At 72.3% G+C, this 22,947-nt stretch carries 15 protein-coding genes; 6 read left to right on the top strand and 9 right to left on the bottom strand.

The annotated features are described in order from the left end of the window. Positions 1 to 17 precede the first annotated feature (17 nt). From ACIPEQ_RS08615 to ACIPEQ_RS08605, 3 genes are read right to left on the bottom strand one after another with little or no spacing between them, the layout of a single operon-like run. On the bottom strand, positions 18 to 959 hold the full coding sequence (locus ACIPEQ_RS08615; protein ID WP_402462358.1) for a glycosyltransferase family 2 protein: 942 nt from the start codon (positions 957 to 959) through the stop codon (positions 18 to 20). A 5-nt stretch (positions 960 to 964) separates the two neighbouring features. Beyond that, on the bottom strand, positions 965 to 2,179 hold the full coding sequence (locus ACIPEQ_RS08610; protein ID WP_250367273.1) for an ABC transporter ATP-binding protein: 1,215 nt from the start codon (positions 2,177 to 2,179) through the stop codon (positions 965 to 967). Positions 2,180 to 2,182: 3 nt separating this feature from the next. Then, positions 2,183 to 3,094, bottom strand: coding sequence for an ABC transporter permease (locus tag ACIPEQ_RS08605; RefSeq protein WP_126890694.1), 912 nt, complete (start codon positions 3,092 to 3,094; stop codon positions 2,183 to 2,185). Between the two features lie 100 nt (positions 3,095 to 3,194). On the opposite strand from ACIPEQ_RS08605, the gene ACIPEQ_RS08600 reads away from it, so the two are divergent. From ACIPEQ_RS08600 to ACIPEQ_RS08590, 3 genes are all read left to right on the top strand, one after another. Next, complete coding sequence (locus ACIPEQ_RS08600; protein ID WP_402462353.1) at positions 3,195 to 5,279, top strand: glycoside hydrolase family 99-like domain-containing protein; 2,085 nt, start codon at positions 3,195 to 3,197, stop codon at positions 5,277 to 5,279. 47 nt (positions 5,280 to 5,326) lie between these two features. After that, a complete protein-coding gene (locus ACIPEQ_RS08595; protein ID WP_402714856.1) occupies positions 5,327 to 8,353 on the top strand; it encodes a glycosyltransferase in 3,027 nt (1,008 codons plus the stop codon). Between the two features lie 276 nt (positions 8,354 to 8,629). Beyond that, positions 8,630 to 11,368 (top strand): hypothetical protein, encoded by a 2,739-nt coding sequence (locus ACIPEQ_RS08590; protein ID WP_402714855.1) that lies wholly within the window; start codon positions 8,630 to 8,632, stop codon positions 11,366 to 11,368. A 443-nt stretch (positions 11,369 to 11,811) separates the two neighbouring features. Here the strand turns inward: ACIPEQ_RS08590 and ACIPEQ_RS08585 are convergent, their stop codons facing one another. Further along, a complete protein-coding gene (locus ACIPEQ_RS08585; RefSeq protein WP_402714854.1) occupies positions 11,812 to 13,488 on the bottom strand; it encodes a DUF2142 domain-containing protein in 1,677 nt (558 codons plus the stop codon). A gap of 239 nt (positions 13,489 to 13,727) precedes the next feature. Here ACIPEQ_RS08585 and ACIPEQ_RS08580 point away from each other — a divergent pair, with 239 nt between their 5' ends. Then, entirely contained in the window at positions 13,728 to 14,495 is a 768-nt protein-coding gene (locus tag ACIPEQ_RS08580) for a polyprenol monophosphomannose synthase (protein WP_402714853.1), read from the top strand. After that, a complete protein-coding gene (locus ACIPEQ_RS08575; protein WP_402714852.1) occupies positions 14,492 to 15,820 on the top strand; it encodes a lipopolysaccharide biosynthesis protein in 1,329 nt (442 codons plus the stop codon). Before ACIPEQ_RS08580 ends, ACIPEQ_RS08575 begins: the two co-directional genes overlap by 4 nt. Here ACIPEQ_RS08575 and ACIPEQ_RS08570 read toward each other — a convergent pair. From ACIPEQ_RS08570 to ACIPEQ_RS08560, 3 genes are read right to left on the bottom strand one after another with little or no spacing between them, the layout of a single operon-like run. After that, entirely contained in the window at positions 15,790 to 16,809 is a 1,020-nt protein-coding gene (locus tag ACIPEQ_RS08570) for a glycosyltransferase family 2 protein (RefSeq protein ID WP_402714851.1), read from the bottom strand. The two genes, ACIPEQ_RS08575 and ACIPEQ_RS08570, sit on opposite strands and share 31 nt — an antisense overlap. Beyond that, positions 16,806 to 17,258: a DUF2304 domain-containing protein gene (locus ACIPEQ_RS08565; RefSeq protein ID WP_402714850.1), complete on the bottom strand. Its 453-nt coding sequence runs from the start codon at positions 17,256 to 17,258 to the stop codon at positions 16,806 to 16,808. The genes ACIPEQ_RS08570 and ACIPEQ_RS08565 overlap by 4 nt, the downstream gene beginning before the upstream one ends. Beyond that, complete coding sequence (locus ACIPEQ_RS08560) at positions 17,255 to 17,992, bottom strand: glycosyltransferase family 2 protein (protein WP_126890701.1); 738 nt, start codon at positions 17,990 to 17,992, stop codon at positions 17,255 to 17,257. Before ACIPEQ_RS08560 ends, ACIPEQ_RS08565 begins: the two co-directional genes overlap by 4 nt. Before the next feature lie 156 nt (positions 17,993 to 18,148). Here ACIPEQ_RS08560 and ACIPEQ_RS08555 point away from each other — a divergent pair, with 156 nt between their 5' ends. Further along, the gene (locus ACIPEQ_RS08555) at positions 18,149 to 19,528 is read left to right on the top strand and encodes a hypothetical protein (protein WP_402714849.1); all 1,380 of its coding nucleotides are present in this window, start codon (positions 18,149 to 18,151) and stop codon (positions 19,526 to 19,528) included. Positions 19,529 to 19,570: 42 nt separating this feature from the next. On the opposite strand, the gene ACIPEQ_RS08550 is transcribed toward ACIPEQ_RS08555, so the two are convergent. Both ACIPEQ_RS08550 and ACIPEQ_RS08545 read right to left on the bottom strand, forming a co-directional pair. Beyond that, complete coding sequence (locus ACIPEQ_RS08550; RefSeq protein ID WP_402714848.1) at positions 19,571 to 21,421, bottom strand: hypothetical protein; 1,851 nt, start codon at positions 21,419 to 21,421, stop codon at positions 19,571 to 19,573. Positions 21,422 to 21,519: 98 nt separating this feature from the next. Then, complete coding sequence (locus tag ACIPEQ_RS08545) at positions 21,520 to 22,827, bottom strand: exopolysaccharide production protein (protein ID WP_209824116.1); 1,308 nt, start codon at positions 22,825 to 22,827, stop codon at positions 21,520 to 21,522. Positions 22,828 to 22,947: the final 120 nt, after the last annotated feature.

Here is a 22,947-nt window from a genome sequence, read left to right as displayed (position 1 = left end):
TCGCGGGTGGCGTCGGCTCAGATGGTCGTGCGCGGCCGCGGCGCGGTGGCCGTCCGGTCGATGGTGCGTCGTGCCCGCAGGGCGGCCGGGAGGCGCTTGGCGGCCTGGGCGAGCGCGCGCCGCTCCCAGCGTGCGCGCCGTCGACTGCGCGGGTCACGGGCCACGGTGTCGAGCGCGGTCCGGACGACCGCACGTGCCGCCGCGCGTGCGACGACCGGCCACGCTGCGTTCTTCACCGCCACGACCAGGCGGTTGCGCGTGTTCGCGACCACGAACCCCTCGGACTCGGTGCCGAGCGACGAGGCGTGCCGGTGCACCGCGACGGCGTCGCCGACGAAGCGGACGTCGTGGCCCAGCCGGCGGAGCCGCCAGCTGAGGTCGGTGTCCTCGTAGTACATGAAGAGCGACTCGTCGAAGCCGCCGGCGGCCCGGAACGCGGGCATCGCGATCGCGCAGGCACCGCCGCAGAAGCCGAACACCGCCGGCTCCGCTGGTGCGGGGTGGGGGACCAGCCAGTCGCGGTCGCCGCCGTTCCCGGCGCGGTCGACGACGTTGCCGGTCGAGTTGGTCAGCACCGGCTCGCCCGGTCCGCTCCGGAGCAGGATCCTGGCGGTCGTCGCACCGGTCACCGAGCCGTCGAGCACCGGGGCGGTGAGCGCGGCCAGGAACCCGGGCTCGGCGACGGCGTCGTTGTTGAGCAGCACGAGCACGTCCGCCGTCGAGGCCGCTGCCGCGAGGTCCACACCGGCGCCGAACCCGCCGTTGTCCGGGCTCTCGCGCACTCGGACTCCAGGGAGCGCAGCGCGGAGCCGCTCGGCCGAGCCGTCACCGGAGGCGTTGTCGACGACGGTGACGACCGCGCCGAGCTCGTCGGCCTGGCCCCGGAGCGACTCGACGCACTCGATCGTCAGGTCGGCGCGTCGCCAGTTGACGACGACGACCTCGATCCGGCCGGGCACCGGCGTCAGAACTGGATCGCGGCGGCGGCGCCGATCGGACCGTAGGAGGTCGCGGTCGGACGGACCGTGAAGGTCGCGCCGTCCGTGATGCGGTGCAGCTCCTGGCTGTTGCGGCCGAAGACGGCGCTCGTGACCCGGTACTCCCCGCCGCCGAGGCGGACGTCCGAGAACGTGAAGCGGACCGTCTTCTTGCCGACGAAGGACGGGATCGGCGTCTTCACGAGGTCGCTGTGGGTGCCCACGACGACCTGGCCGAACGGGTTGTCGACGTGCACGCCGATGCCCCACTCGTCGAGCTGCGTCCGCGCGTCGACGGTCACGTCGATGGTCAGGGGACGGTCGGGCTGGACGACGACCTGGCCGCTCTTGTCGTCACGGTCACCGGCGACGACGATCGACTCCACCCGGGCGATGTCGAACGCGGGGGCGGGTTCGGGCTCCGGCTCGGTGCGACGCGCGCTCTCCTCGTCGGCCGCGATCGTGGTCTGGAACCCGGAGCGGAGGACGCTCACGGCGTCGGTCGGGTCGCCGTCGAAGACGACGCTGCCCCGGGCGAGCACGAGCGCGCGGGAGCAGAGGTCGGTGATCTGGTTCAGCGTGTGCGTGACCAACACGATCGTCCGGCCCTCCTTCTGGAAGGAGGCGATCTTGTCGAGGCACTTCTTCTGGAAGGCCTCGTCACCGACGGCGAGGACCTCGTCGACCAGCAGCAGGTCCGGGTCCACGTGCACGGCGACGGCGAACGCGAGTCGCACGTACATGCCGCTCGAGTAGAACTTCACCTGCGTGTCGATGAACTCGGCGATGCCGGAGAACTCGACGATGTCGTCGAAGTAGCGGTCGGTCTGCGTCCGCGAGAGGCCGAGGATCGACGCGTTCAGGTAGACGTTCTCGCGGCCGGTGAGGTCGGCGTGGAAGCCGGCGCCGAGCTCGAGCAGCGCCGCCATCCGGCCACGCCGGACGACGGATCCGCTCGTCGGCTGGATGATGCCGCCGATGGTCTTGAGCAGCGTCGACTTGCCGGACCCGTTCGGGCCGATCAGGCCGACGGTCGAACCGGAGTCGATCTCGAGGCCGATGTTGCGGAGCGCCCAGAAGTCCTCACGGAAGGCGTTGTTGCGGCCGGCGCTGAGGACGCGCTCCTTGAGGCTCTTCTCCTTGTGCAGGACGAACCGCTTGGAGACGTCCTGGACGCGGACGATGGGGGTGGCGGTGGACATCGATCAGAGCTCCTGGGCGAAGTTGCCCTGCAGGCGGGCGAAGACCCGCTGTGACACGAACAGCAGGACGAAGCCCACGACGAGGGCGACGAGCATGCGGGTGGCGAGGTGGTCCGGCGTCGTGCCGTGGCTGGTCGCGCCCCACATCGCCTGCTGGAAGCCGATCACCGCGAGGGTGACCGGGTTGTTGAGGTACAGCTCGGTGAGCCACCCGGGGACGCGCGTGGCGACCTGGGTCCACGAGTAGACGATGGGGGAGCCCCACATCGCGAGCATGAGGACGACCTCGACGAGGTACTGCACGTCGCGGAGGTACACGTTGAGGGCACCGAGCAGGAGGGCCAGGGCGACGGCGTAGACGATGGTCAGCACCAGTGCGGCGACCCCGTAGAGCAGGTCCCAGCCGAACGCGATCGTCTGGAGCGCGAGCGCGGCGACGAGCAGGATGGCGAACTGGATGAGGAAGTTGAACAGCGCCGACCCGACGGACGAGAGCGTGAAGATCTCGCGCGGCAGGTAGACCTTCTTCACCAGGCCGGAGTTCACCACGATCGACGCGGTGCCGGAGCCGACGATCTCCTGGAAGACCGTGAAGATCGTCAGCCCGGAGAAGATGTAGATCGCGAAGTTGTCGATCGCCTTCGCGTTGCCGAGGAACGTCCCGAGCACGACGTAGTAGATGAAGAGCTGGGTGAGGGGACGTGCGAGGCTCCACAGGAAGCCGAGCGACGAGTCCTTGTACCGGGCCTTGAGCTCGCGCTTCGTGAGCATGCCGAGCAGCTCGCGCTGGGCCCAGATGTCGCGCACGCTGTTGGCGAACCCCGCCAGGCCGGTGCCGCGGGCACCCGCGTGCTGCCAGGGTTCGGTCGCCAGCCGTTCCGCCCGTCGGACGGCCATTGAACTCGCGTCAGGCATGGGGTGCGGTCTCCTCACGAGGGTTCGGTCCCGCGGGTGCGCAGGACCGGCGGCGACCGGGAGATCGCCGCGGAGATACTACGATAGACCGGCTGGAGCGGTGGTCGAGACCCCGCACCGACTGACCGGAAGGGGCACCACCATCAGGATCCCGACCCTCGCCGGGGCGAAGCGACGTCTCGGTCGGTACCGCATCCGTCTCGGACGCGCCCTCATCCGCCAGGCCGCCGCCGCCGAGGTCGGGTCGCGTCCGCCGCACGACTTCCGGACCTGGGTCGAACGCCGTTCCGGTGGTCGGTTCGTCGGGTTCCCCGAGCAGTGGCGTGCGCTGGTGACGGCCGCGGACGCCGCGGTGCCTCCGACCTCGACGCCGCCGGACCGACCGCGGGTCGCCGTCGTCCTGCACGTGCACTACCCGGAGCTCGTCCCCGGTCTGGTCGAGCGCCTCCGTGCCGTCCCGGAACCGTTCGACCTCGTCGTGACCGTGACGGACGGCGTCGAGGTCGACCTCGACACGAGCGCCCTCGACCTCGTGCGCCGCGTGCTCGTCCTGCCGATCGAGAACCGCGGGCGCGACGTGCTGCCGCTGGTGTCGGTGGTGAACGCCGGCCTGCTCGACGGGTACGACGCGGTCCTCAAGGTGCACACCAAGCGCTCGGCCTGGCGGGCCGGCCACGCGACGCTGTCCGGCAGCGGGGCAGAGTGGCGCGACGAGCTCCTCGACGCGGTGCTCGGCAGCCCGGAGCAGGTCGCCCGGGTGCTCGACGCGCTCCGGCACTCCGACGCCGGCATGGTCACCTCCGGCGCCTCGATCGTGGGCGCCGAGCACTGGGGCGCCGACGAACCCGGTGTCCGGTCGCTGCTGCGTCGGATCGAGCTCGAGGACCTGCCGATCGACCTGCGCTTCCCGGGCGGCTCGGTCTACTGGACGAAGGGGTTCGTGCTCCGTGGACTGCGTGCCCTCCGGATGGACCGCGAGGACTTCCCGGACGAACGCGGCGAGATCGACGGCACGACCGCGCACGCCGTCGAGCGGCTGCTCGGGGTACTCACCGTGGAGAGCGGTCTGACCGTCTCGGCGGCGGACGCCCTGCCCCCGCGGCGTCCGGCACCGCCGGTGGCCGCCGAGGTCGTGCCCTTCTACCTGCCGCAGTTCCACACCTTCCCGGAGAACGACGCCTGGTGGGGGACCGGCTTCACCGAGTGGACCAACGTCACGCGTGCCGTCCCGGACCACCTCGGGCACGCGCAGCCGATGCTCCCGAGCACGCTGGGCTTCTACGACCTGCACCGGGACGAGGTCCGGGCGGCCCAGACCCGACTCGCACAGGACGCCGGCATCGGGGTCTTCATGTACTACCACTACTGGTTCGCGGGCAAGCAGCTGATGAGCATGCCGCTCGAGCGCCTCGCGGCGAGCGACCTGGACCAGCGGTTCTGCGTGATGTGGGCGAACGAGGACTGGACGCGGACCTGGGACGGACGCGGCGACTCCGTCCTGATCGCCCAGGACTACGACCGCGTCCCCGCCGAGGACTTCCTCGAGCACCTCCTCCCGCTCCTGGCGGACCCGCGCTGGTACCGCATCCGGGGTGCCGCGGTCATCGCCGTGTACCGGCCGGCGCACCTGCCCGACCACCGCGCGACCATCGCCGCGTGGCGTCGACGGGCCGAGGAGGCCGGGGTCGGTCCGCTGCACGTGCTCGGCGTCGACGTCGGAGCGGTGTTCGACGGGCTGGGCGCGGACGGGCTCGCGGACTCCGGGCTCGACGGGTTGCTCGGGTTCCCCCCGCACAACCACCCCTGGCGGTGGAAGGAACAGGGCGCCCTCGAGGTCCGTCCGGCGTTCGCCGGTCGCATCCTCGAGTACCGCGCGATGGCGGACGAGACGATCGACCGGCTCCGTGCTCCCGGCGGGCTCGGCGACGTCGCTCCCGGGGTGATGGTCGGCTTCGACAACACCGCGCGCCGACAGCTCGCTCCGGACCTCTGGTACGGCGCCAACCCGTTCACGTTCCGCCGCTGGTTGGCGGAGGCCGTCCGGTCCGCGGAGCGGGTCACCCCGGACGCGCCGGTGGTCTTCCTCAACGCCTGGAACGAGTGGGCCGAGGGGGCGGTCCTGGAACCGACGGAGCGGTACGGGGCGACCTACCTGGACGCCACCGCATCGGTCCTCGGCCGGTGAACACCCTCTAGACTGCCCGAGTCGATCGACACGTCAGGGAGAGCAATTTGCTGCACAAGTTCAGGGTCTGGGCCGTCGCGAGCGCACGGAAGTCGCTCCCGATGAACTCGCGGAGCCGGGGTCTCGCGATCGCGGGCTTCCACTCCTACAAGGGCGCCCGGGTCTGGCTCGCCGACACCAAGCAGCTCTTCGCCAAGGTGCCGCAGCGCGCCGCCGGGTTCGAGTCGTACCACGACTTCCTCGCGCAGCAGCGGCGCATCCCGCACGCGCCGCTGGACCGCGTCTCCCAGACCCGCTTCGCCGTGGTCGTCGAGTCGACGGACCCGCAGGCCGACCAGGTGACGCTCGACAGCGTCCGGGCCCAGCGCGGTGACGGGGAGGTCGAGGCGGTCGTCGTGCCGCGCGGCACGACCTTCGCGGCCATCACCGAGCAGGTCGACGCCGACTTCTTCCTGTTCCTCCGCGGCGGCAGCGTCCTCCGGTCGAACGCCTTCACCGACATCGCGCGCCTGCACCGCATCGACCCGGCGCTCGGGCTGATCGTCCTCGACTCCGACCAGATCGGCCGTCGGGGGCGCCGGACCTCGCCGCGCTTCCGTCCGATGTGGTCGCCGGAGATGCTCCTCGGGGCCAACTACATCGGTCGGGCCTTCGCTGCGAGTCGTGCCGTCGTGTCCCGGGTGCCCGAGGCCGACCTGTCCGACCGCGGTGTCTGGCGCTTCCTGCTCAGCGCCCGCCTCGAGGAACGGACCGTGGGCAACGTCTCCCGGGTCCTGCTCTCGGAGCGCGTCGACGAGACCGCCTGGCGGGCGACCCCCGCCGACGCGGCGATGGTGCGCGAGGTGCTCGAGGCCCAGGGCCACACGGTGACGACGCGTCCCCAGGACGGCGTCGTGCGGGTGTCCTTCGAGCCCGAGGCCTGGCCCAAGGTGTCGATCGTCATCCCGACCCGGCACAACCGGTCGAACCTCGACCGCCTGCTCCCGAGCCTCGCCCGCACGGACTACCCCGAGTTCGACGTCACGATCGTCGACAACGGCGGCGAGGACGAGGAGCGCGCCGCCTGGTACGCCTCGGGCGAGCACGGCATCGTGCCGAAGGTCATCTGGTGGACCGAGACCCCGTTCAACTACTCGCGCGTGAACAACGTCGGCGTCCGGTCGACCGACGGCGACGTGGTCCTGATGCTCAACGACGACACCGAGATCGTCGACCCGACGTGGCTGCGCGACATGGTCGGCATGCTCGAGCGGGACGGCGTCGCGACCGTGGGCATGCAGCACCGTCAGGGCGACGGCCTGATCCAGCACGGTGGCGTGATGGTGGGCCCGAACGGCTTCGCGGACAACCTGTTCACCGGGATGCAGCCCGGTGCCGAGACCCTGCTCGGCTCGACCCGCTGGTACCGCGACTCCCTCGCGGTGACCGGGGCGTGCGTCGCGATCAGCCGGAAGCACTTCGAGGAGGTGGGCGGCCTCGACGAGCGGTTCATCCTGACCGGGAGCGACGTCGTGCTCGGCCTCGACCAGGTCATCGCCGGCCGTCGCAACGTCGTCATCCCCTTCGACATGGTGCGCCACTACGAGTCGATCACCCGCGGGACCTCGGTCCCGATGGAGGACTTCTACGCCAGCTACTGGCGGTACCACCCGTGGCTGCAGAACGGCGACCCCTACTCGTCGCCGAACGTGTCCCGGCTCTCCGCCGTCCCGCGCTTCGCGAGCACGCGCGACCCGAAGCCGGTCCAGCTCGCGTTCGCCGTGCTCGGACGCGCCTACACGAAGGTCGCGCAGAGCTCCTCGATCTCCGACGAGGCGAAGTCACTCCTCGGCGTGGCCTCCATCACCCACGAGACCGTCGAGCGGGTGCACGCGGTGCACGCCGCGACGACCGGCCCCCGGCCGGTCCGGACCATCAACTGGTTCATCCCGGACGTCGACATGCCGTTCTTCGGCGGTCTCAACACGGCCTTCCGCCTCGCGGACAAGCTGACCCGTGAGCACGGCGTCCACCACCGGTTCATCGCCTACGCCCAGCCGAACGAGGCCTACATCAAGTCGGCGATCGCCGCGGCGTTCCCGTCGCTGACCGAGTCGGAGGTCATGTTCTACGACGGCTCCGACGAGCAGATCGCGGCCGTCCCGGAGGCCGACGCCGCCATCGCCACGCTCTGGCTCACCGCGATGCACGTCGCGCGCTCGGACAGCGCGCCGCGCAAGTTCTACCTGATGCAGGACTACGAGCCCGCCTTCTACCCGGCGTCGAGCATGTTCGCGATGGCCGAGGAGAGCTACCGCCTCGGGCTGTACGGCATCTGCAACACCGAGAGCATGCACCGCATCTACTCGGGGGAGTACGGCGGCAAGTCCATCCCCTTCACGCCCGCCGTCGACCGGTCCATCTACCACCCGGACGGTCGCCGTGAGAAGGGCGAGGACGAGCCGGTCACGATCTTCGCGTACGCCCGCGACCACTTCCGGAACTGCTGGGAGCTCGTCTTCCAGGCCCTGACCGAGATCAAGCGTCGCCACGGCGACGGGGTCCGGATCCTCGCCGCCGGCGCCCGGTACCTGCCGCAGAGCGCCGACTTCATCGACATGGGCCTGCTCGACTACCGTGCGACCGGGCGCATGTACCGCGAGACGGACATCGGTCTGACGATGCAGATCTCGCGGCACCCGTCCTACCTGCCGCTCGAGCTCATGGCCAGCGGTGTCCCGATGGTGGCGCCGGACAGCGAGTGGTTCACGTGGCTGTTCCGCGACGACGAGAACTCGCAGCTCACCATGCGCTCGCTCGACGACATGGTCGAGAACCTCGACTCGCTGATCCGTGACGCGCAGCTGCGTCGCAAGCTGTCCGCCGGTGCGCTCGCGACCATCGACGCGAACCACAGCTCGTGGGACCACGCGCTCGAGCACATCTACCCGTTCCTCGTCGACCCCGAGGGCGTGCTCGCCGGGCAGCAGCCGGTCGTGGCACCGGCCGGTACGCTCGCGGCCGCCGAGGCGGCCGTTGCCGCGACCACGGTCGAGCCGGAGACCGCGGACGAGGCGGCCGACACCGCGCACTGAGGGCACGCGCCAGCGCACGCAGCGGGGGGGGGGGGGGGGGGGCGCCCCCCCCCCCCCCCCCCCCGGGGGGGGGGCGGGGGGGCGCCCCCCCCGCCCGCCCCGCTGCGTGCGCTGAGCGCCGAACCGACACGCGCACCCCTCGTTCGGGGACACGGTTGGGGCTGATGTGAACTCGTGTGATCACATAGCATCTGATTGTCCATGTCTGCTGATTCCCGACAGCAGGTGATCAGGCGCCGTGCCGACGCGCGGCGGACGCCCGAAGGGGAAGCACCCATGGCAGCGCTGCTGCGATCCATCTGGTTCCGGAGTGCCATCGCGCTCGCGCTCGTCGCGACCGTGGTCGGCGGGCTCGTGGCCGTCCAGTCGAACTCCGCCGGCGCGGCGACGTTCCAAGCCGGCAACATCATCTCCGACGCGAACTTCTACAACGCCAACGCGATGTCCGAGGCGGAGATCCAGGCGTTCCTCAACGCGAACGAGCCGTCCTGTGGCAACGGGAACTGCCTGCGGCTGAAGCGGACGAACACCACGTCGCGGGGCGCCGACGCGATGTGTGCCGCGTACCAGGGCGCGGCGAACGAGCTGACCTCCACCATCATCTACAAGGTGCAGCGGTCGTGCAGCATCAGCGCGAAGGCGCTGCTCGTGATCCTGCAGAAGGAGCAGTCGCTCGTCACGATGTCCGCGCCGTCCGACGCGCGCCTGGACCGGGCGATGGGCTACGCCTGCCCCGACAACACCGCGAAGCCCGGCTGGTGCGACCCCGCGTACGCCGGCCTGTACAACCAGATCTACCTCGCCGCGTGGCAGCTCAAGCGCTACGGCAACCCGCCGGGCACGAGCAACTACTTCACCTGGTACCCGATCGGCGTGCCCTCGGACGTCCGGTTCAACCCGACCCCGTCGTGTGGGTCCAGCAAGGTGACCGTCCAGAACAAGGCAACGGCGGCGCTGTACTACTACACGCCGTACCAGCCGAACGCGAACGTCCTCGCCGGTCGCGCGGACAAGGACTGCGGCGCCTACGGCAACCTGAACTTCTTCAACTACTACCAGAACTGGTTCGGGTCGCCGACCGGCGCGTCGCAGCCGTTCGGCAACGTCGAGGGGATCACGACCGGCGTCGGTTCCGTCAGCGTCTCCGGCTGGGCGATCGACCCGGACGCCGCGAAGACGCCGATCCAGGTGCACGTCTACATCGACGGTGTCGGCGCGGGCGCCCTCACCGCGAACCAGCGGCGCGCGGACGTCGGCGCGGCGTACCCGAGCAACGGACCGGACCACGGCTTCGGCGGCACGTTCGGCATCGCGGGTGGTCAGCACCAGGTGTGCCTGTTCTTCATCGATGCGCAGGGCGGCCCGAACACGTCCGCCGGCTGCCAGACGGTCCAGGTCCCGACCGGGAACCCGTTCGGCGCCCTCGACTCCGTGACGACCTCCGGCAACACCGTGACGCTGCGCGGGTGGGCCATCGACCCGGACACCACCGCGTCGATCCCCGTCGACGTCTACGCGAACGCCCAGGGCCAGCACGCCACGGCCGACCAGTCCCGGCCGGACGTCGCGAAGGTCTACCCGGCCTACGGTGCGGCACACGGCTTCCAGACGACGATGACCCTGTCGCCCGGCACCTGGAACGTCTGTGCCTACGGCATCAACCAGGGCGGCGGCACCGCGAACACCGGGCTCGGCTGCCGGTCGGTGACGATCGTGGCCGCGAGCGGCAACTCGCCGACCGGGGTGTTCGACTCGGCGACGCCGACCGCCGGTGGCATCACCGTCCGGGGTTGGGCGTTCGACGCCGACACCGCAGGTCCGTTGACGGTCAAGCTGAGCGTCGGGTCGACCTCGTCGACGCTGCCGACGAACCAGGCGCGAGCCGACGTGCAGAAGGTCTACCCGAAGGCCGGCGCGACCAGTGGGTTCGGCGGCACGGTGACGGCTCCCGCCGGCGTGCAGACGATCTGCGCCACGGCCGTGAACGTCGGCTCGGGCAAGGACACCGACCTCGGGTGCAAGACGGTCACCGTCCTGCAGCCGGTCGTGGACACGGGCGCCGTCCCGCGCGGCAACGTCGACGCCGTCACCGCCGCGCCGGGTGGCATCACGGTGCGCGGCTGGGCGTTCGACAGCGACACCCCGAAGACGCCGCTCACGGTCACCGCGACCGTCGGGGGCACGGTCACGAAGCTGACCGCGGACACGGTCCGCACCGACGTCGGGAACGCCTACCCGGCCGCCGGCGCAGCGCACGGGTTCGAGGCGACGGTCCCGGCTCGCACCGGTCCGACGCAGATCTGCCTGTCCGCGGTGAACACGGGCACCGGCGGCGACACGTCGCTCGGGTGCTGGACGGTCACGGTCACGGACGCCGGCAGCAAGCCGATCGGCTGGTACGACGCGGCGACCGCGGTCCCCGGCGGCGTGCGCGTCGTCGGGTGGGCGTTCGACCCCGACACGGCGAAGCCGATCGCGGTCCGCGCGAGCGTCGCCGGGGTCACCACCGTGCTCACCGCCTCCGGTGCCCGAGCCGACGTGCCCAAGGCGTACCCCGCGGCGACCGGGACGACCGGGTTCGACGCGACGGTGCCCACCGGCACCGGCGCGCAGACGGTCTGCTTGACGGCCGTGAACGACGGCAAGGGTGGGGACACCGACCTCGGCTGCCGGCAGGTCACCGTCGCCGGTGACCCGGGTACGAAGCCCCGTGGCTCCGTCGACTCGGTGACCGGTGTCGCGGGCGGCATCGCGATCCGCGGGTGGGCCTTCGACCAGGACACCCCGGGGACCGCGATCACCGTCAAGGCGCAGGTCGGTCCGACCGTCACGCCGCTGACGGCGAACGTCACGCGCAGCGACGTGGGCGCCGCCTACCCGGCCCTCGGTCCGGCGCACGGCTTCGACACGACCGTCCCGGCCGCGTCCGGGCGACAGCAGGTCTGCTTCACCGCGGTGAACACCGGCACCGGCGGGGACAGCTCGCTCGGGTGCTTCACGGTGACGGTGCCCTGACCGGGCGTCTCCCGACCGCACACGGACGGCCCCGACTCCTCTGCGACTCGGGGCCGTCCGCCTGTTCGGGCGTCGTCCGTGTGCTCGAGCGTCGTGGGCGTGCCCGAGCATCATCGGCGGCCGGGTGCGTTCGTCGTCCGGGAGGCGGGGGACCCGTCGACATGCGGAGCCGGCTCGACGGGACCCGCCCTGCCGGAGCGCCGGTTCCGTGATCGAGCTTCCGTGACCGGAGCGCGGGGCGGGGCCTGCGGGAGAGCGGAACGGCAGGGCGGTGGTGGGAGCGCCGGGCGCGTCCTGCCGGAGCGCCTCGGCGCGCCCGGTGACCACCCGTGGGGCGGACGCTCCGGGACGGGTGGGCCGAACCGCGCTACCGAGCGCGCGTCATCCCGCGTCCGCACCCGCGTCCGGGCCCGGCGTCGGCGTCGCCGTCGGTGGCTGCGTGGTCAGCGGACGTCGGGTGCCGGCACGTCGGCCGGCGCGACCGTGCGGGTGGGCGCGGTGTCCGCGGTCGCGTCGTCGGAGAACGCCTCGTCGGCGACTGCCGGCTCCCGCGGCGGACGACCGTCGTCGAGCCCGGCGGGGTCGGAGGCGTCGACCGTGACCGGCCCGGCGGGCGCGACGGCGACGCGCATCACGAGCAACCCGCCGACGACCACCGCGAGGGTGAGCACGCCCACCCAGACGGGCCACCCGAGCGGCGGCTGCCACTGCGGCTCGGTGACCATGGTGCGCCACCCGAGGTGCGCGCCCACGACGTACCGCTTCAGTGCCCAGATCGAGCTGTGCACGTGCAGCACGGCGAGGGTCGCGAGCATCAACCCGAACATCCACCGCACCCGGGAGTTCGCGAACGCGTGCGGGAAGGCGTGGTCGAGCGCGACACCGGCGGCGATCACCATGCAGGCGAGGATCGCGAGGACGTAGCGGGCCTGCCAGATGTAGCCGTACTCGGTGACGGCGATGCCCTGGACCACCGGCGGGACGAGGACCATCGCCGCGGCGAGGACGATGACGCCGAAGCGTCGACGGCCGTGGCCGAAGACGAGCGCGCCGATCGTCAGGGCGAGGATCAGGCCACCCCACAGCGAGACCGTCGACGGGGGGAGTGCGGTGTCGATCCAGCCGAAGAGGCCGATGTAGCCGTCGGAGTTCTGGAACGTCAGCGCGAACATGTGCACGAAGCCGCGCAGGTGACTCGTCCCCGTTCCGGCGTACGGCACCCCTTCGCCGAGGCTGTTGCTCCCGAGGGTCCACGCCAACCCGGCGACCGCGGCGACGGCGAGCACGGCGGCGGCGATCCAGACGGCGCGCGAACGCACCAGACGGCCGAGCAGGCGCAGGTCGAAGAGGGTGGCGACCGCGACGATGAGCAACCAGAGCAGGGCGATGCTCCGGGTGTTGGCGAGCAGCGCGCCGGAGACCGCGACGGCGGCCGCGTGCGCGGGGGCGACCCGGGCGGCGCGGCGTTCGGCGATGAGCGTCAGCCAGCAGAAGAGCATGACGGTCGCGGAGATCTCGAGCGCACTCGGGTTCACGGAGCCGAGGATGAAGAGGACCATCGGGGTCACGGCGACCGCGAAGGCACCCAACGCCCACCCGCGAGCGCGGAGGCCGGTGAGTGCCACGACCGCCAGTGCCAGGAGCGCGGAGCACCAGAGCAGGCTCAGACCCCGCATCGCGTACAGCGCGCTCTTGCCGTCGAGGACCAGTGACGGCAGGCCGACGACCGCGTAGTAGACGGGGTTGTAGGACCCGGCGCTCGTCGTGGCGGTCTGCTCGGCGTCGGACTCGGTCACCGGCTCCTGGCAGTTGGCGGCGATGCCCGGGTTGAAGGCGAAGCACGCGAGCTTCGACGTCTGTGCGGCCCAGGCCGGTACCTCGACGTCACTGGCACCTCGCTGCACGGAGGACTCGTCGCCGATGAACTCACCGCGGACGACGGCGGCCGCGTGGATGGTGTGCGCGGGTTCGTCCGGTGCGGACTCGAGCGGGCTGGTCATCGCCCAGCTGCCCGCCATGGCCGCGATCACGAGGAACGCCATCAGGAACACCTGCCAGGCGGGGCGTCGTGCACCGGTCGTCCTGGTCCGTCCGGTCGTTCCGAGCCTCGTTCCGGTCATCGGTGTCCCGCGTCTCCTCACCCGACGCCCCTGCGCCGTCGCTCGCCGGTCGCGAGCCATCCGGCACTCTAGCAGCGCTCGGGTCCGGTACCCCGCCGCAGGGAGCAGGGCCCGCCGGGCGTGGATCGGGGCCTCGAACACGGACCGGTTCCGCGGCGCACCGGGCGTCCGAGTGTGTGCCCGGCGACGGGGTCGGCTACGATCGCTCGGCGACGATCGATGAAGGAGCGGATCCGACAGTGCCCGACACCCAGGACCCTGCGTCCGCCCCCAGAGCCCTCGTGGTCGTCCCGACCTACAACGAGGTCGAGAACATCGAGAACGCCGTCGCGAAGATCCTGGAGCACGCGCCGGACGCCCACGTGCTCGTGGTCGACGACGCGAGCCCCGACGGCACGGGCGACCGGGTGGAGGCCCTCGCCGCCGACGACGGACGTCTGCACCTGATGCGTCGCACCGGCAAGCTCGGTCTGGGCACGGCCTACGTGGCCGGGTTCGACTGGGGCCTCGAGCGCGGCTACGGGTTGCTCGTCGAGATGGACGCCGACGGGTCCCACCCGGCGGACCGCCTGCCCGCCCTGCTGTCCGCGGTCGCCGACGCCCCGGCCGCCGCCGACGTGCAGCTCGCGATCGGCTCCCGCTGGGTCCGGGGCGGGTCGGTCGTCGACTGGCCGAAGCGCCGTGAGCTGCTCAGCCGGACGGCGAACCTCTACGCGCGGGTCATGCTCCGCCTCGGTGTGCACGACGTCACCGCCGGGTACCGGGTGTACCGCGCCGACGTCGTCCGCCGCATGGACCTGAGCGGGGTCGACTCGAAGGGCTACTGCTTCCAGGTCGACATGACCCTGCGCGTGCACGACCTCGGTGGCCGCATCGTCGAGGTGCCGATCGAGTTCCGGGACCGCGTGCTCGGGACGTCGAAGATGGACCGCTCCGTGATCGTCGAGGCGATGGTGCGCGTGACGCAGTGGGGCGTGCAGCGCTGGTTCCGCCGCCCCCGCTCGTGACCTCGAACAGCGTCCCCGAGGAGCGGCCGAGCACCCCCGGCACGCCGGAGGGGGTCCCCGGGGTGGTGCAGCCCGCCGCGGTGACGGGCTCCGGTGACCTCGTCCGGAGTGCGGCCTGGTCGACGGGCGGCATCGTCGCGCAGGGCGTCGCGCGCCTTGCGTACACCGTCGTGATCGGACGGGCGCTCGGCTCGGCGGACCTGGGCCACGTCAGCGCCGTCCTGTCGCTGTCGATCTTCGCGGCGCTCGTGTGGCCGACCGCCGCCGGCAACGCCGCCAGCCGGTACATCGCGTTCGCCGTGGCCCGCGGACAGGACGACCGCGACGTCGTCCGGCTCCTCACACGGACCTGGGCGCTGTCGGTCGTCGTGCTCGGCGCCGTCGCGGTCCCGGTGGCCTGGGGCTGGACGCACGACGGCGTCCTGGCCGCCACCGCGGCGTGGACCGTCGCGGGCTACGGCGCCTACGCCTACGCCCGGACGGGGGCGCTCGGCCGGGGCCGCGCGCGCCGGGTCGGGCTCGCCGACCTCGGGACCGGGCTGTTGTCCCTCGCCGGGCTCGCCGGGGTGCTCGCCGTGGGGGCGCACTCGTGGGTGCTCGCCCCGATCTCGCTCGGTTACACCGTGTTCGCCGTCGTCTGCTGGCCGAGGGGCGTGGCCGGTCCCACCGAGCTCCCGCGGACCGGCGTGCTGTCCTTCACGGCCTGGAACGTCCTGGCCGGCCTGGCCACCAACGGTCTCCTCCAGCTGGCCATGATCAGTGCCGAGGTCTTCGCGGCACCGGCGCAGGTCGGCGTCTACGCCGCCGCGTTCACCATCGCGACCCCGGCCTCCATGGTGGGGCAGGCCGTCAGCCAGATCATCGTGCCGGCCTTCGCGCACGAGGCCGGCAACGGCTCGCTCCGCGACCGACGGCGGCTCGCCGTCTTCCTGGTCTTCACGGCGGGCTGCGTCGTGGTGTTCGGCGCGATCGCGGCCCTGGCCGGGTTCGTGATGCCGCTGTTCTACCCCGAGCAGGGTGTGGCGGCGGCACCGGTGCTCCGCGGGCTGCTGGTCGGCGTGTTCGTCTTCACGATCGCACTGGTCCCGGCCGCGTTCCTGCTCGCCGCCGGACGGTCCGGTGAGGTCGCGGTGGCGTCGCTCACCGGGCTCGTCGCCGGGGTCGTCGTCATCGCCGTCTCGGTGTCGTCGGCGCCGTTGACCGCCGGCACGACCGGCTTCGTCGTCGGGTCGGTGGTGAGCCTGGTCGCGCTGGTCGCGGTCGGCTTCCGGCCCGGACGGGCGTCGAACGGGTCTCAGACGAAGCGGCGGGCGACCGTCCAGTAGGCCCGCATCACGGCCTGCAGGACACCGGCGCCCGGGGGGAGCGGGAACACCTGCTGGTCGAGCGTCGCGGTGAGCAGGCGCGCCATCCGGCGGTCGTCGACGGCGGCAGCGGCCTCGACGCGGGCACGTCGCTCCGCGAGCCACGCCCGGTTGTCGCGGATCCAGCGGCGGGCCTCGCGGTGCTGGGGCCCCCATCCCTGCGAACGGGCCACCAGGCCCATCGCGAGCCCGATCGCCCAGGCGGGCAGGGCGGTGGCAGCGCGGAGCCTGCGACCGTAGAGCGTCGACAGGAAGATGCGTCGGTTCCGCTCGAGCAGGAACATCTTGCGGGCGTTGCGGCTGAACTCGTAGTGGTGGAGGACGACGGCATCGGGCACGAAGACGACGCGGAGCCCGAGCTGCCAGGTCCGCCAGCTCAGGTCGACGTCCTCGTGGTACGCGAAGTACGTGTCCTCGAAGCCGCCCAGTCGCTCCCAGAGCTCGCGGCGCAGGACCAGCCCGGCGCCGGAGGCCGAGGCGATGTCCTGTTCGGTCGTGTGGGCCGTCGCCGGTTCGCCGTACGCGCCGGCCCAGCTGAGGCCGACGACGTGCACCGGGTTGCCGGCGGAGTTCATCGTGTCCGGACGGTCGGCCAGGCGGATGCTGCCGCTGGCGATGCCCACGTCGGGGCGCTCGGCGACCCGCACGAGGGCGGCGAGGGCGTCCGGACGGACCTCGGCGTCGGAGTTGACCAGCGCGAGGTACGTCGTGGTGGTGCCCGCGGCCCCGTGGTTGACGCCACCCGCGAAGCCGAGGTTCTCGGCCGGGGTCCTGACGGTCAGCCGGGGATCGGGCGGCAGGGTGCGGACGGCGTCCGAGGTGCACCCGTTGTCGACGAGGACGATCGTGACGTCGACGCCGTCCGAGTCGAGAACGGACCGCACGGCGGCGTGCAGGACCGGTTCGTCACCGTACGCCAGCATGACGACGGTGACGTCGGGCGCCGTCATCCGCGGCGGTCCGCGTCGTGCACGTGGGCGGACAGCGTCTGCTCAGCATGCGTCGGCCCGGGGGTCGTCGGCCCGGCGGTCGGGCGCTCGGCGACCTCGTGCTCCTGCTCGATGCGCTCGATGCGCTCCTCGAGCAGCGCGCTCTGCTCGGCCAGCACGCGTGTCTTCTCCTCGAGCGCGGTGAGCTCGGCGCTCTGCGACACCGACACCATGAAGAGCAGGACGAGGCAGACGAAGAAGCCGAGGTTCGTCGGGACCGAGAAGCCGAGGACGGCGGCGGTGCTGACGAGCAGCCCGGGGAACACGGCGACGACGAGGGCGACGACGCCGGCGACGATCCACCAGAGTGCGTGGCGTTCCCGGAGGCGGCGGCGGCGCAGGAGTTCGACGACCGCCACGAGGACGAGCAGGGCGACGACGATGCCGAAGACGTAGGTCACTATGTTCACGAGCCGGGCACCTCCGATGCGCGGAGGGACAGACGGGGACGCCAGAGCGCGACCACGAGGGCCATCGCTGCGCGTCCGAGGTAGATCATCGCCTTGAACGGGGCGTGGGACGGGGTGCCGCCGGCGCGCACGCGCATCGCCACGGGGATCTGCTCGATCGAGCAGCCGGCCCGGGCAGCGAGCACGAGCGACTCGACGGTGTCCCCGAGGTACTCGGCGGGGTAGTGCGCGGCGAAGAGCTCGAGTGCTCGGGGGCCGGCGCCGCGGAAGCCCGACGTGGTGTCGGTCAGGCGGGTCCCGGCGATCCGGGACACGACCGACGCGAGGACCACCATCGCCCACCGGCGCGGACCACGGGTCTCGTAGTCGCCGACACCGGCGAACCGTGCGCCGATCACGACGTCGTTCCGCTGCAGGGCGTCGAGGATCTGCGGGACACCGGTCGGATCGTGCTGGCCGTCGGAATCGACCTGCACCGCGTAGCGGAAGCCGTTGGCGACCGCGTACTTGAAGCCCGCCCGCATGGCGCCGCCGACCCCGAGGTTGAACGGCAGGTCGAGGACCGTCGCGCCGGCACGGCGTGCCACCGCAGCGGTGCTGTCCGCGGACCCGTCGTTGACGACGAGCACGGTGACGCCCGGCAGGGTCGCCCGCACTTCGCGCACGACGTCGCCGACCACCGCGCTCTCGTTGTACGCAGGCATGACGATGAGCGTCTGCTGGAGCAGGGACATGCTGACGATGCTACCAACGGCTGCGACCGCGCCGGACGTGTCCGCACCACCCGTCCCCGTCCGTCCCCACCGGCGCCCCGGCACGTCCGTGACGGCGGGTGCAGCGCGGAGCGTCGGTGCAGCGGACCGCCGTGGCGCGGCTAGTGTCGTCCGTCGATGGAGCGCACGCACAAGACCCTCACCACCGCCCTCGGCGCGGTGGTCCTCGCGGTGATCGCGACGGCCTTCGCCTGGTACCGGCTCGGGCCGACGACCCGGGCGACCGTCTGGGCCGAGGACGGTGACGTGTTCTTCAGCGAGCACCTCGAGCTCGGTTCCGTGGACTCCTTGCTGCACCCGTACGCGGGCTACCTGCACCTGCTGCCACGTCTGGTCGTCGACCTCGCGTTCCACCGGCCGATCGAGCAGTACGCGGTCACCGTGGCGGGTGCCAGCTGCGTGGTCGCGGGCATCGTCGTGGCCGCGGTGTTCGTGCTGTCCGCCGACGTCGTCCGGGCCTGGCCGCTCCGCCTGCTCCTCGCCGCGGTCCCGGTCATCGTGCCGATCGCACCGATCGAGGTGCTCGGCAACGCCGCGAACCTGCACTGGCTGATGCTCCTGCTGGTCCCGTGGGTGTTCACCGCCCGGGTCCGGACGTGGTGGGGCTCCGCAGCCGTCGCGGTGCTCGCGCTGTTCGCGGTTCTCACCGAGCCCCAGGCCCTCCTGTTCGTGCCGTTGCTCGCGGTGGCCTGGTGGCGGCGCCCCCTCCGGGACGCGCTCCGGGCACTCCCGGTGACCGTCGTGACGCTCGGTGGTCTCGGCCTCCAGGTGTGGACCGCGCTCACCACCGTCCGGCCGACGTCGGCGGGGGACCCCTCGGTGGCGGAGGTCGTCAAGGGGTACCTGCTCGAGCCGCTGGCCGGTGCCTGGATCCGCGACTCGTTCCTGGTGACACGGGCCGTCGTCGCACACGGGTCGTCCGTCGTCGTGGTGCCGGTGGTCGCGATCGCCGTCCTGCTCGTCGCGGCCCTCGTCGTCGGGTCCTGGCGAGGGCGCGTCCAGCTGGTCGCGTTCGCGATCGGGTCCGTCGGCATCTGGACGGCGGCGCTGAAGGCGAACAGCTCGGGCAACCGGGGCTGGGACGAGCCGGCCGGGCTGCTGCAGGCGATGACGACCGTCCCCACGCGCTACGCCGCGCCGTCCGCGATGCTCCTCACCGCCGCGGTGGTCCTCGCCGCAGCGCTGCTCATCGGGCCACGACCCGCGGTGCGGTCCCGCCGGGTGCCACTGGTCGACCGGAGCCACGTGCTCCGGGTGACGGCGGCGGTCGTCGGCTGGGGTGCGGTCGTGGTCGTGGTCGCAGCCGCGGTGGGCTCGGCCACCCCGGGACTGTCGCTGCGCCAGGACGGACCCGCGTGGCGTCCGCAGGTCGAGGCGCAGGTCGCGGCGTGCCGTGCCGATCCGTCCGCGTCGATCGTCGTGCACAACGCACCGCACGCGATCGACAAGGTGTGGGACACCGCCGTGCCGTGCCGACTGGTGCTCGGACGTCGGTGACTCCGTCGGGTCTGCCGGGTCGTCTCCAGCGGCCGGCGAGCGTCAGACGCAGGACGCGTTGCGGTCGAACCCGCCGACGACGTACTGCGTCATCTCGATCCGACTGCCGCCGGTGAGGGACGTCCCGGAGCAGGCCTGCTGCGCTGCGGCCAGGGTCGGTGCCCCGGTCGCGATCCAGCTCGGCAGCCGGTAGAGCGGGCTCGACGTCGGGACGGTCCCGACGATGCTGGTCCACTGGAAGGTGGTCGAGTACAGGCCGACCTGCGCGCCCCGGGAGGTCAGGGCAGCGGCCATGCCCTCGAGGTCCGCGCGGTTCTGGGACCGGTCCGTCTGCCAGGTGCCCTCGGTCTCGACGTCGAGCCACCAGCGGTACGCCGTCGGGTCGGTGACGCCTCGGATCGTGGCGTCCTCGACCGCCCGGGTCCAGCCGTACACGTACGAGCAGGCGGCGTCGTACCCGCCGGTGCAGGTCCCGTACGGGTTCGGTACGGTCCCGCCGCCGTTCGGCAGCGTGTTGCTCGTGGGCCAGACCGAGGCCTGTCGGCCGGGGTTCGCGGTGTTCACGTAGAGCTGGACGGTCGGCTGGGACGTCCCGCCGGAGGACTGCGCGGCCCACCCCAGCTGCGACGACAGGCAGGGGTTCGTGGTGTTCGCCAGTCCGCCGTTGACGCCGACGACCGCGAAGGCGGCGTCGGTCGGAAACGAGGACCCGCACTGCGGCCAGGACACGTCGACGCCGGTGCCCGAGGCCGAGGTCCCGTCGAGGAAGTACCCAGACACGTCGACGTAGTCGACCGCGGTCCCGCGCGAGACCTTGGCCTGGAACGCCCGTGCGGCGGTGGACCCGGTCACCTTGGTGATGACGGCAGCGGAGACCTCCTCGCGGGCCCGGAACACCTGGGCGGCGACGGAGGCGTCCTGTCCGGCGGGCGTGACCCGGAGGTAGCCGTCGGCGGACGTGCCCTGCACCTCGACGTTCGCGACGACCGCGGTGGCCGTCCCCGGGACACCGCCGGTGCCCGTCGCGCGGACCGTGCGCGGGGTGTCGCCCAGCGTGGCCGTCTCGATGCGGGTCGTGTCGAGGGGGACGAAGACGGAGCCGGTCGACGAGGCGGAGTAGTACCCGGCGACGTCCATGAAGACGGTCGCGGTCCCCTGGGACAGGCGGACCTGCGCCGAACCGTCGACGAGGCGCACGATCGCGAGGTTCGACACGGTGCGTCCGGCGCTGAACTCCTGGGTCGCCACCGATGCGTCACGGCCGAGCGGGGTGAGGCGCGTGTAGCCGTCGGCGGTCGGGGCGTTCGTCTCGACGTTGACCACCACCGCGGTGGCGTCTGCCGGCACACCGCCCTTGCCGGCGAACTGCACGGGCACCGGTGTCGTGCCCACGGTCGGCGACGCGACGCGGACCGTCGGCAGGGGCGTGAAGGTCGAGCCGCTGCCGGCGGCGTAGTAGCCGGAGACGTCGAGCAGGATCCGTGCCGAGCCGGCCGACACCTTCACCTGCACGCCGCCCGAGGCGAGCTTCACGGTCGCGAGGTTCGAGATCGTCCGGCCCGCGGGGAACTCCTGCAGCGCGACGCGGGCGTCGGTGCCGGCGGGCGTGATGCGCACGTAGCCGGCGGCGGTCGGCGCCTCGGTCTCGACGTTGACCACCACCGCGGTCGCGTTCGCCGGGACCCCGACGCGCCCGGTGATCGGCACCACGACCGGGGTGGTGCCGACGGTGCCGTCGAACACCCGGGCGGTGTCGAGCGGGGTGTACCGGGACCCGCTGGCGGTCGCGGTCGGTGCTGCGACGGCCCGCTCGGCGGGCGCGAGCCCCACGGCGGCGGTGGTGAGGGCCGAGACCGCGAGCAGGGCGGTGACGACGCGGGAGACGAAGGGCATGCCAGCTCCTGTCGGTGACGGGCCGCCCCCTGCGGCCCGAGCCGATGCTACTGGTGGACGGACGTCAGCCGCGAGCCCCGCTGCCGCGCGACCACCGCTCAGGACTGGTCGCGCGGCAGGTGCCGTCGCCACGAGCGACGACGGGCGGCGACGACGATGACGGTCGCGAACAGCATGAGACCGGCGCCGTGCAGCAGGTAGCTCTCCGCGGTGCTCGTGACCGCCAGGAGCACGAGGACCGCGGCCGGCCACACGTAGGCGACCCCGGGGAAGGTCGTCGCGGTGACCCATGCGCGGGCGAACGCCAGCCCGCCCGCGATCGCGAGCAGGAGTGCCCCCGCGAGCCCGACCTGCAGGTACGCGTCGACGAAGGCGTCGAGCCCGGAGGTGAACCGCACCCCGGACGGGTCGACGAGGGTGACGAAGGGGAAGACGTCCTCGGTCGGCCAGGTGCCGACCCAGCCGCGGCCCTGCATCGGGTCCTGTTCGCCGAGCTGCCGGATCTGCGCCCAGAGGCCGAGCCGGGTGGCCGTCCCACCGGCGGCACCGATCTCGGCGAGCACCCGGTGCCGGAACAGGACCGCCAGCACGAGCATGCCGAGGACGGCGCCGCCGAGCACGGTGTTCACGACCGGCCGTGTCGTCGGTGCCGCGTGCCGGAGCGCCCAGAGGGCCAGGGCGGTCACCGCCAGTGCGATCATCGCGATCCCGGTGATGGGGGACTGCACGAGCATGAGCGCGATCACGGCGAGTGCGGTGGACGCGACCGCGCGCCAGGTGGTCACCGACCGGGTGAGGAACTCGACCACGAAGGTGACCAGGGCGGTCGCGGCCACGAATCCCATGAAGTTGCGGTTGCCCCCGATGCCCTGGATCGGACCGCCGTACGCGATGTCGCCCTGGATGCCGAACGCGGGGATCGGGACGTCGAGCACGAGCCCGGAGAGCACCTCGAGGCCGAGGGCCACGACGAGCAGGATGCGGAAGGCGTCGCCGGCCGCGCGGATGACCTGCACGAGGTCGCGGCCGAGCGCCAGGTAGAGCCCGAGCCCGACGAAGCAGACCGTCTCGACCACGCCGCGCAGCGCGTACCAGGAGTACTCGCTCCACACCACGCTCAGGGCGCAGAAGCCGACGAAGGCGAGCAGCGAGAGGGGCAGGACGCCGTGCCACTCGATGCGGTAGCGCTGCCCGAGCAGGCTGAGGCCGGCGAGCACCACGAGGGTGACGAGCACGGCCCAGGTGCCGGCGGCGCCGACCATCGCGTGGACGGCGGGCTCGCCGAAGGCGAAGAGCAGGATCGCGGTGGCGAGCGCCTGGCTGAAGCGGCCGCCGGCCGAGAAGCCGATCCAGGCCGACAGGTAGCGCCGAGCGAGCGCTCGTCTGCTCACCCCGTGGTCCGTCACGCGTCCATCCTCTCGCACCCCGCCGGGAGTCACCGTCGTATCCCGGAGCGTCGATATCGCGAACTGCGATGTCTCGGCTAGGTTCAGCGCTCGATGCAGCACCTCCGACCGGCCGCGACC

Source organism: Curtobacterium sp. NPDC087080, from assembly GCF_044745105.1.
GTDB lineage: Bacteria > Actinomycetota > Actinomycetes > Actinomycetales > Microbacteriaceae > Curtobacterium.
This window is presented reverse-complemented; position numbering and strand designations above follow the sequence as displayed.

What these genes read in the sequence shown, in the direction of transcription:
- ACIPEQ_RS08605 (WP_126890694.1), bottom strand. Translation starts at nt 3,094, where the DNA reads ATGCCTGACGCGAGTTCAATGGCCGTCCGACGGGCGGAACGGCTGGCG.
- ACIPEQ_RS08550 (WP_402714848.1), bottom strand. Translation starts at nt 21,421, where the DNA reads ATGCCCTTCGTCTCCCGCGTCGTCACCGCCCTGCTCGCGGTCTCGGCC.
- ACIPEQ_RS08560 (WP_126890701.1), bottom strand. Translation starts at nt 17,992, where the DNA reads ATGTCCCTGCTCCAGCAGACGCTCATCGTCATGCCTGCGTACAACGAG.
- ACIPEQ_RS08590 (WP_402714855.1), top strand. Translation starts at nt 8,630, where the DNA reads ATGGCAGCGCTGCTGCGATCCATCTGGTTCCGGAGTGCCATCGCGCTC.
- ACIPEQ_RS08555 (WP_402714849.1), top strand. Translation starts at nt 18,149, where the DNA reads ATGGAGCGCACGCACAAGACCCTCACCACCGCCCTCGGCGCGGTGGTC.
- ACIPEQ_RS08585 (WP_402714854.1), bottom strand. Translation starts at nt 13,488, where the DNA reads ATGACCGGAACGAGGCTCGGAACGACCGGACGGACCAGGACGACCGGT.
- ACIPEQ_RS08610 (WP_250367273.1), bottom strand. Translation starts at nt 2,179, where the DNA reads ATGTCCACCGCCACCCCCATCGTCCGCGTCCAGGACGTCTCCAAGCGG.
- ACIPEQ_RS08570 (WP_402714851.1), bottom strand. Translation starts at nt 16,809, where the DNA reads ATGACGGCGCCCGACGTCACCGTCGTCATGCTGGCGTACGGTGACGAA.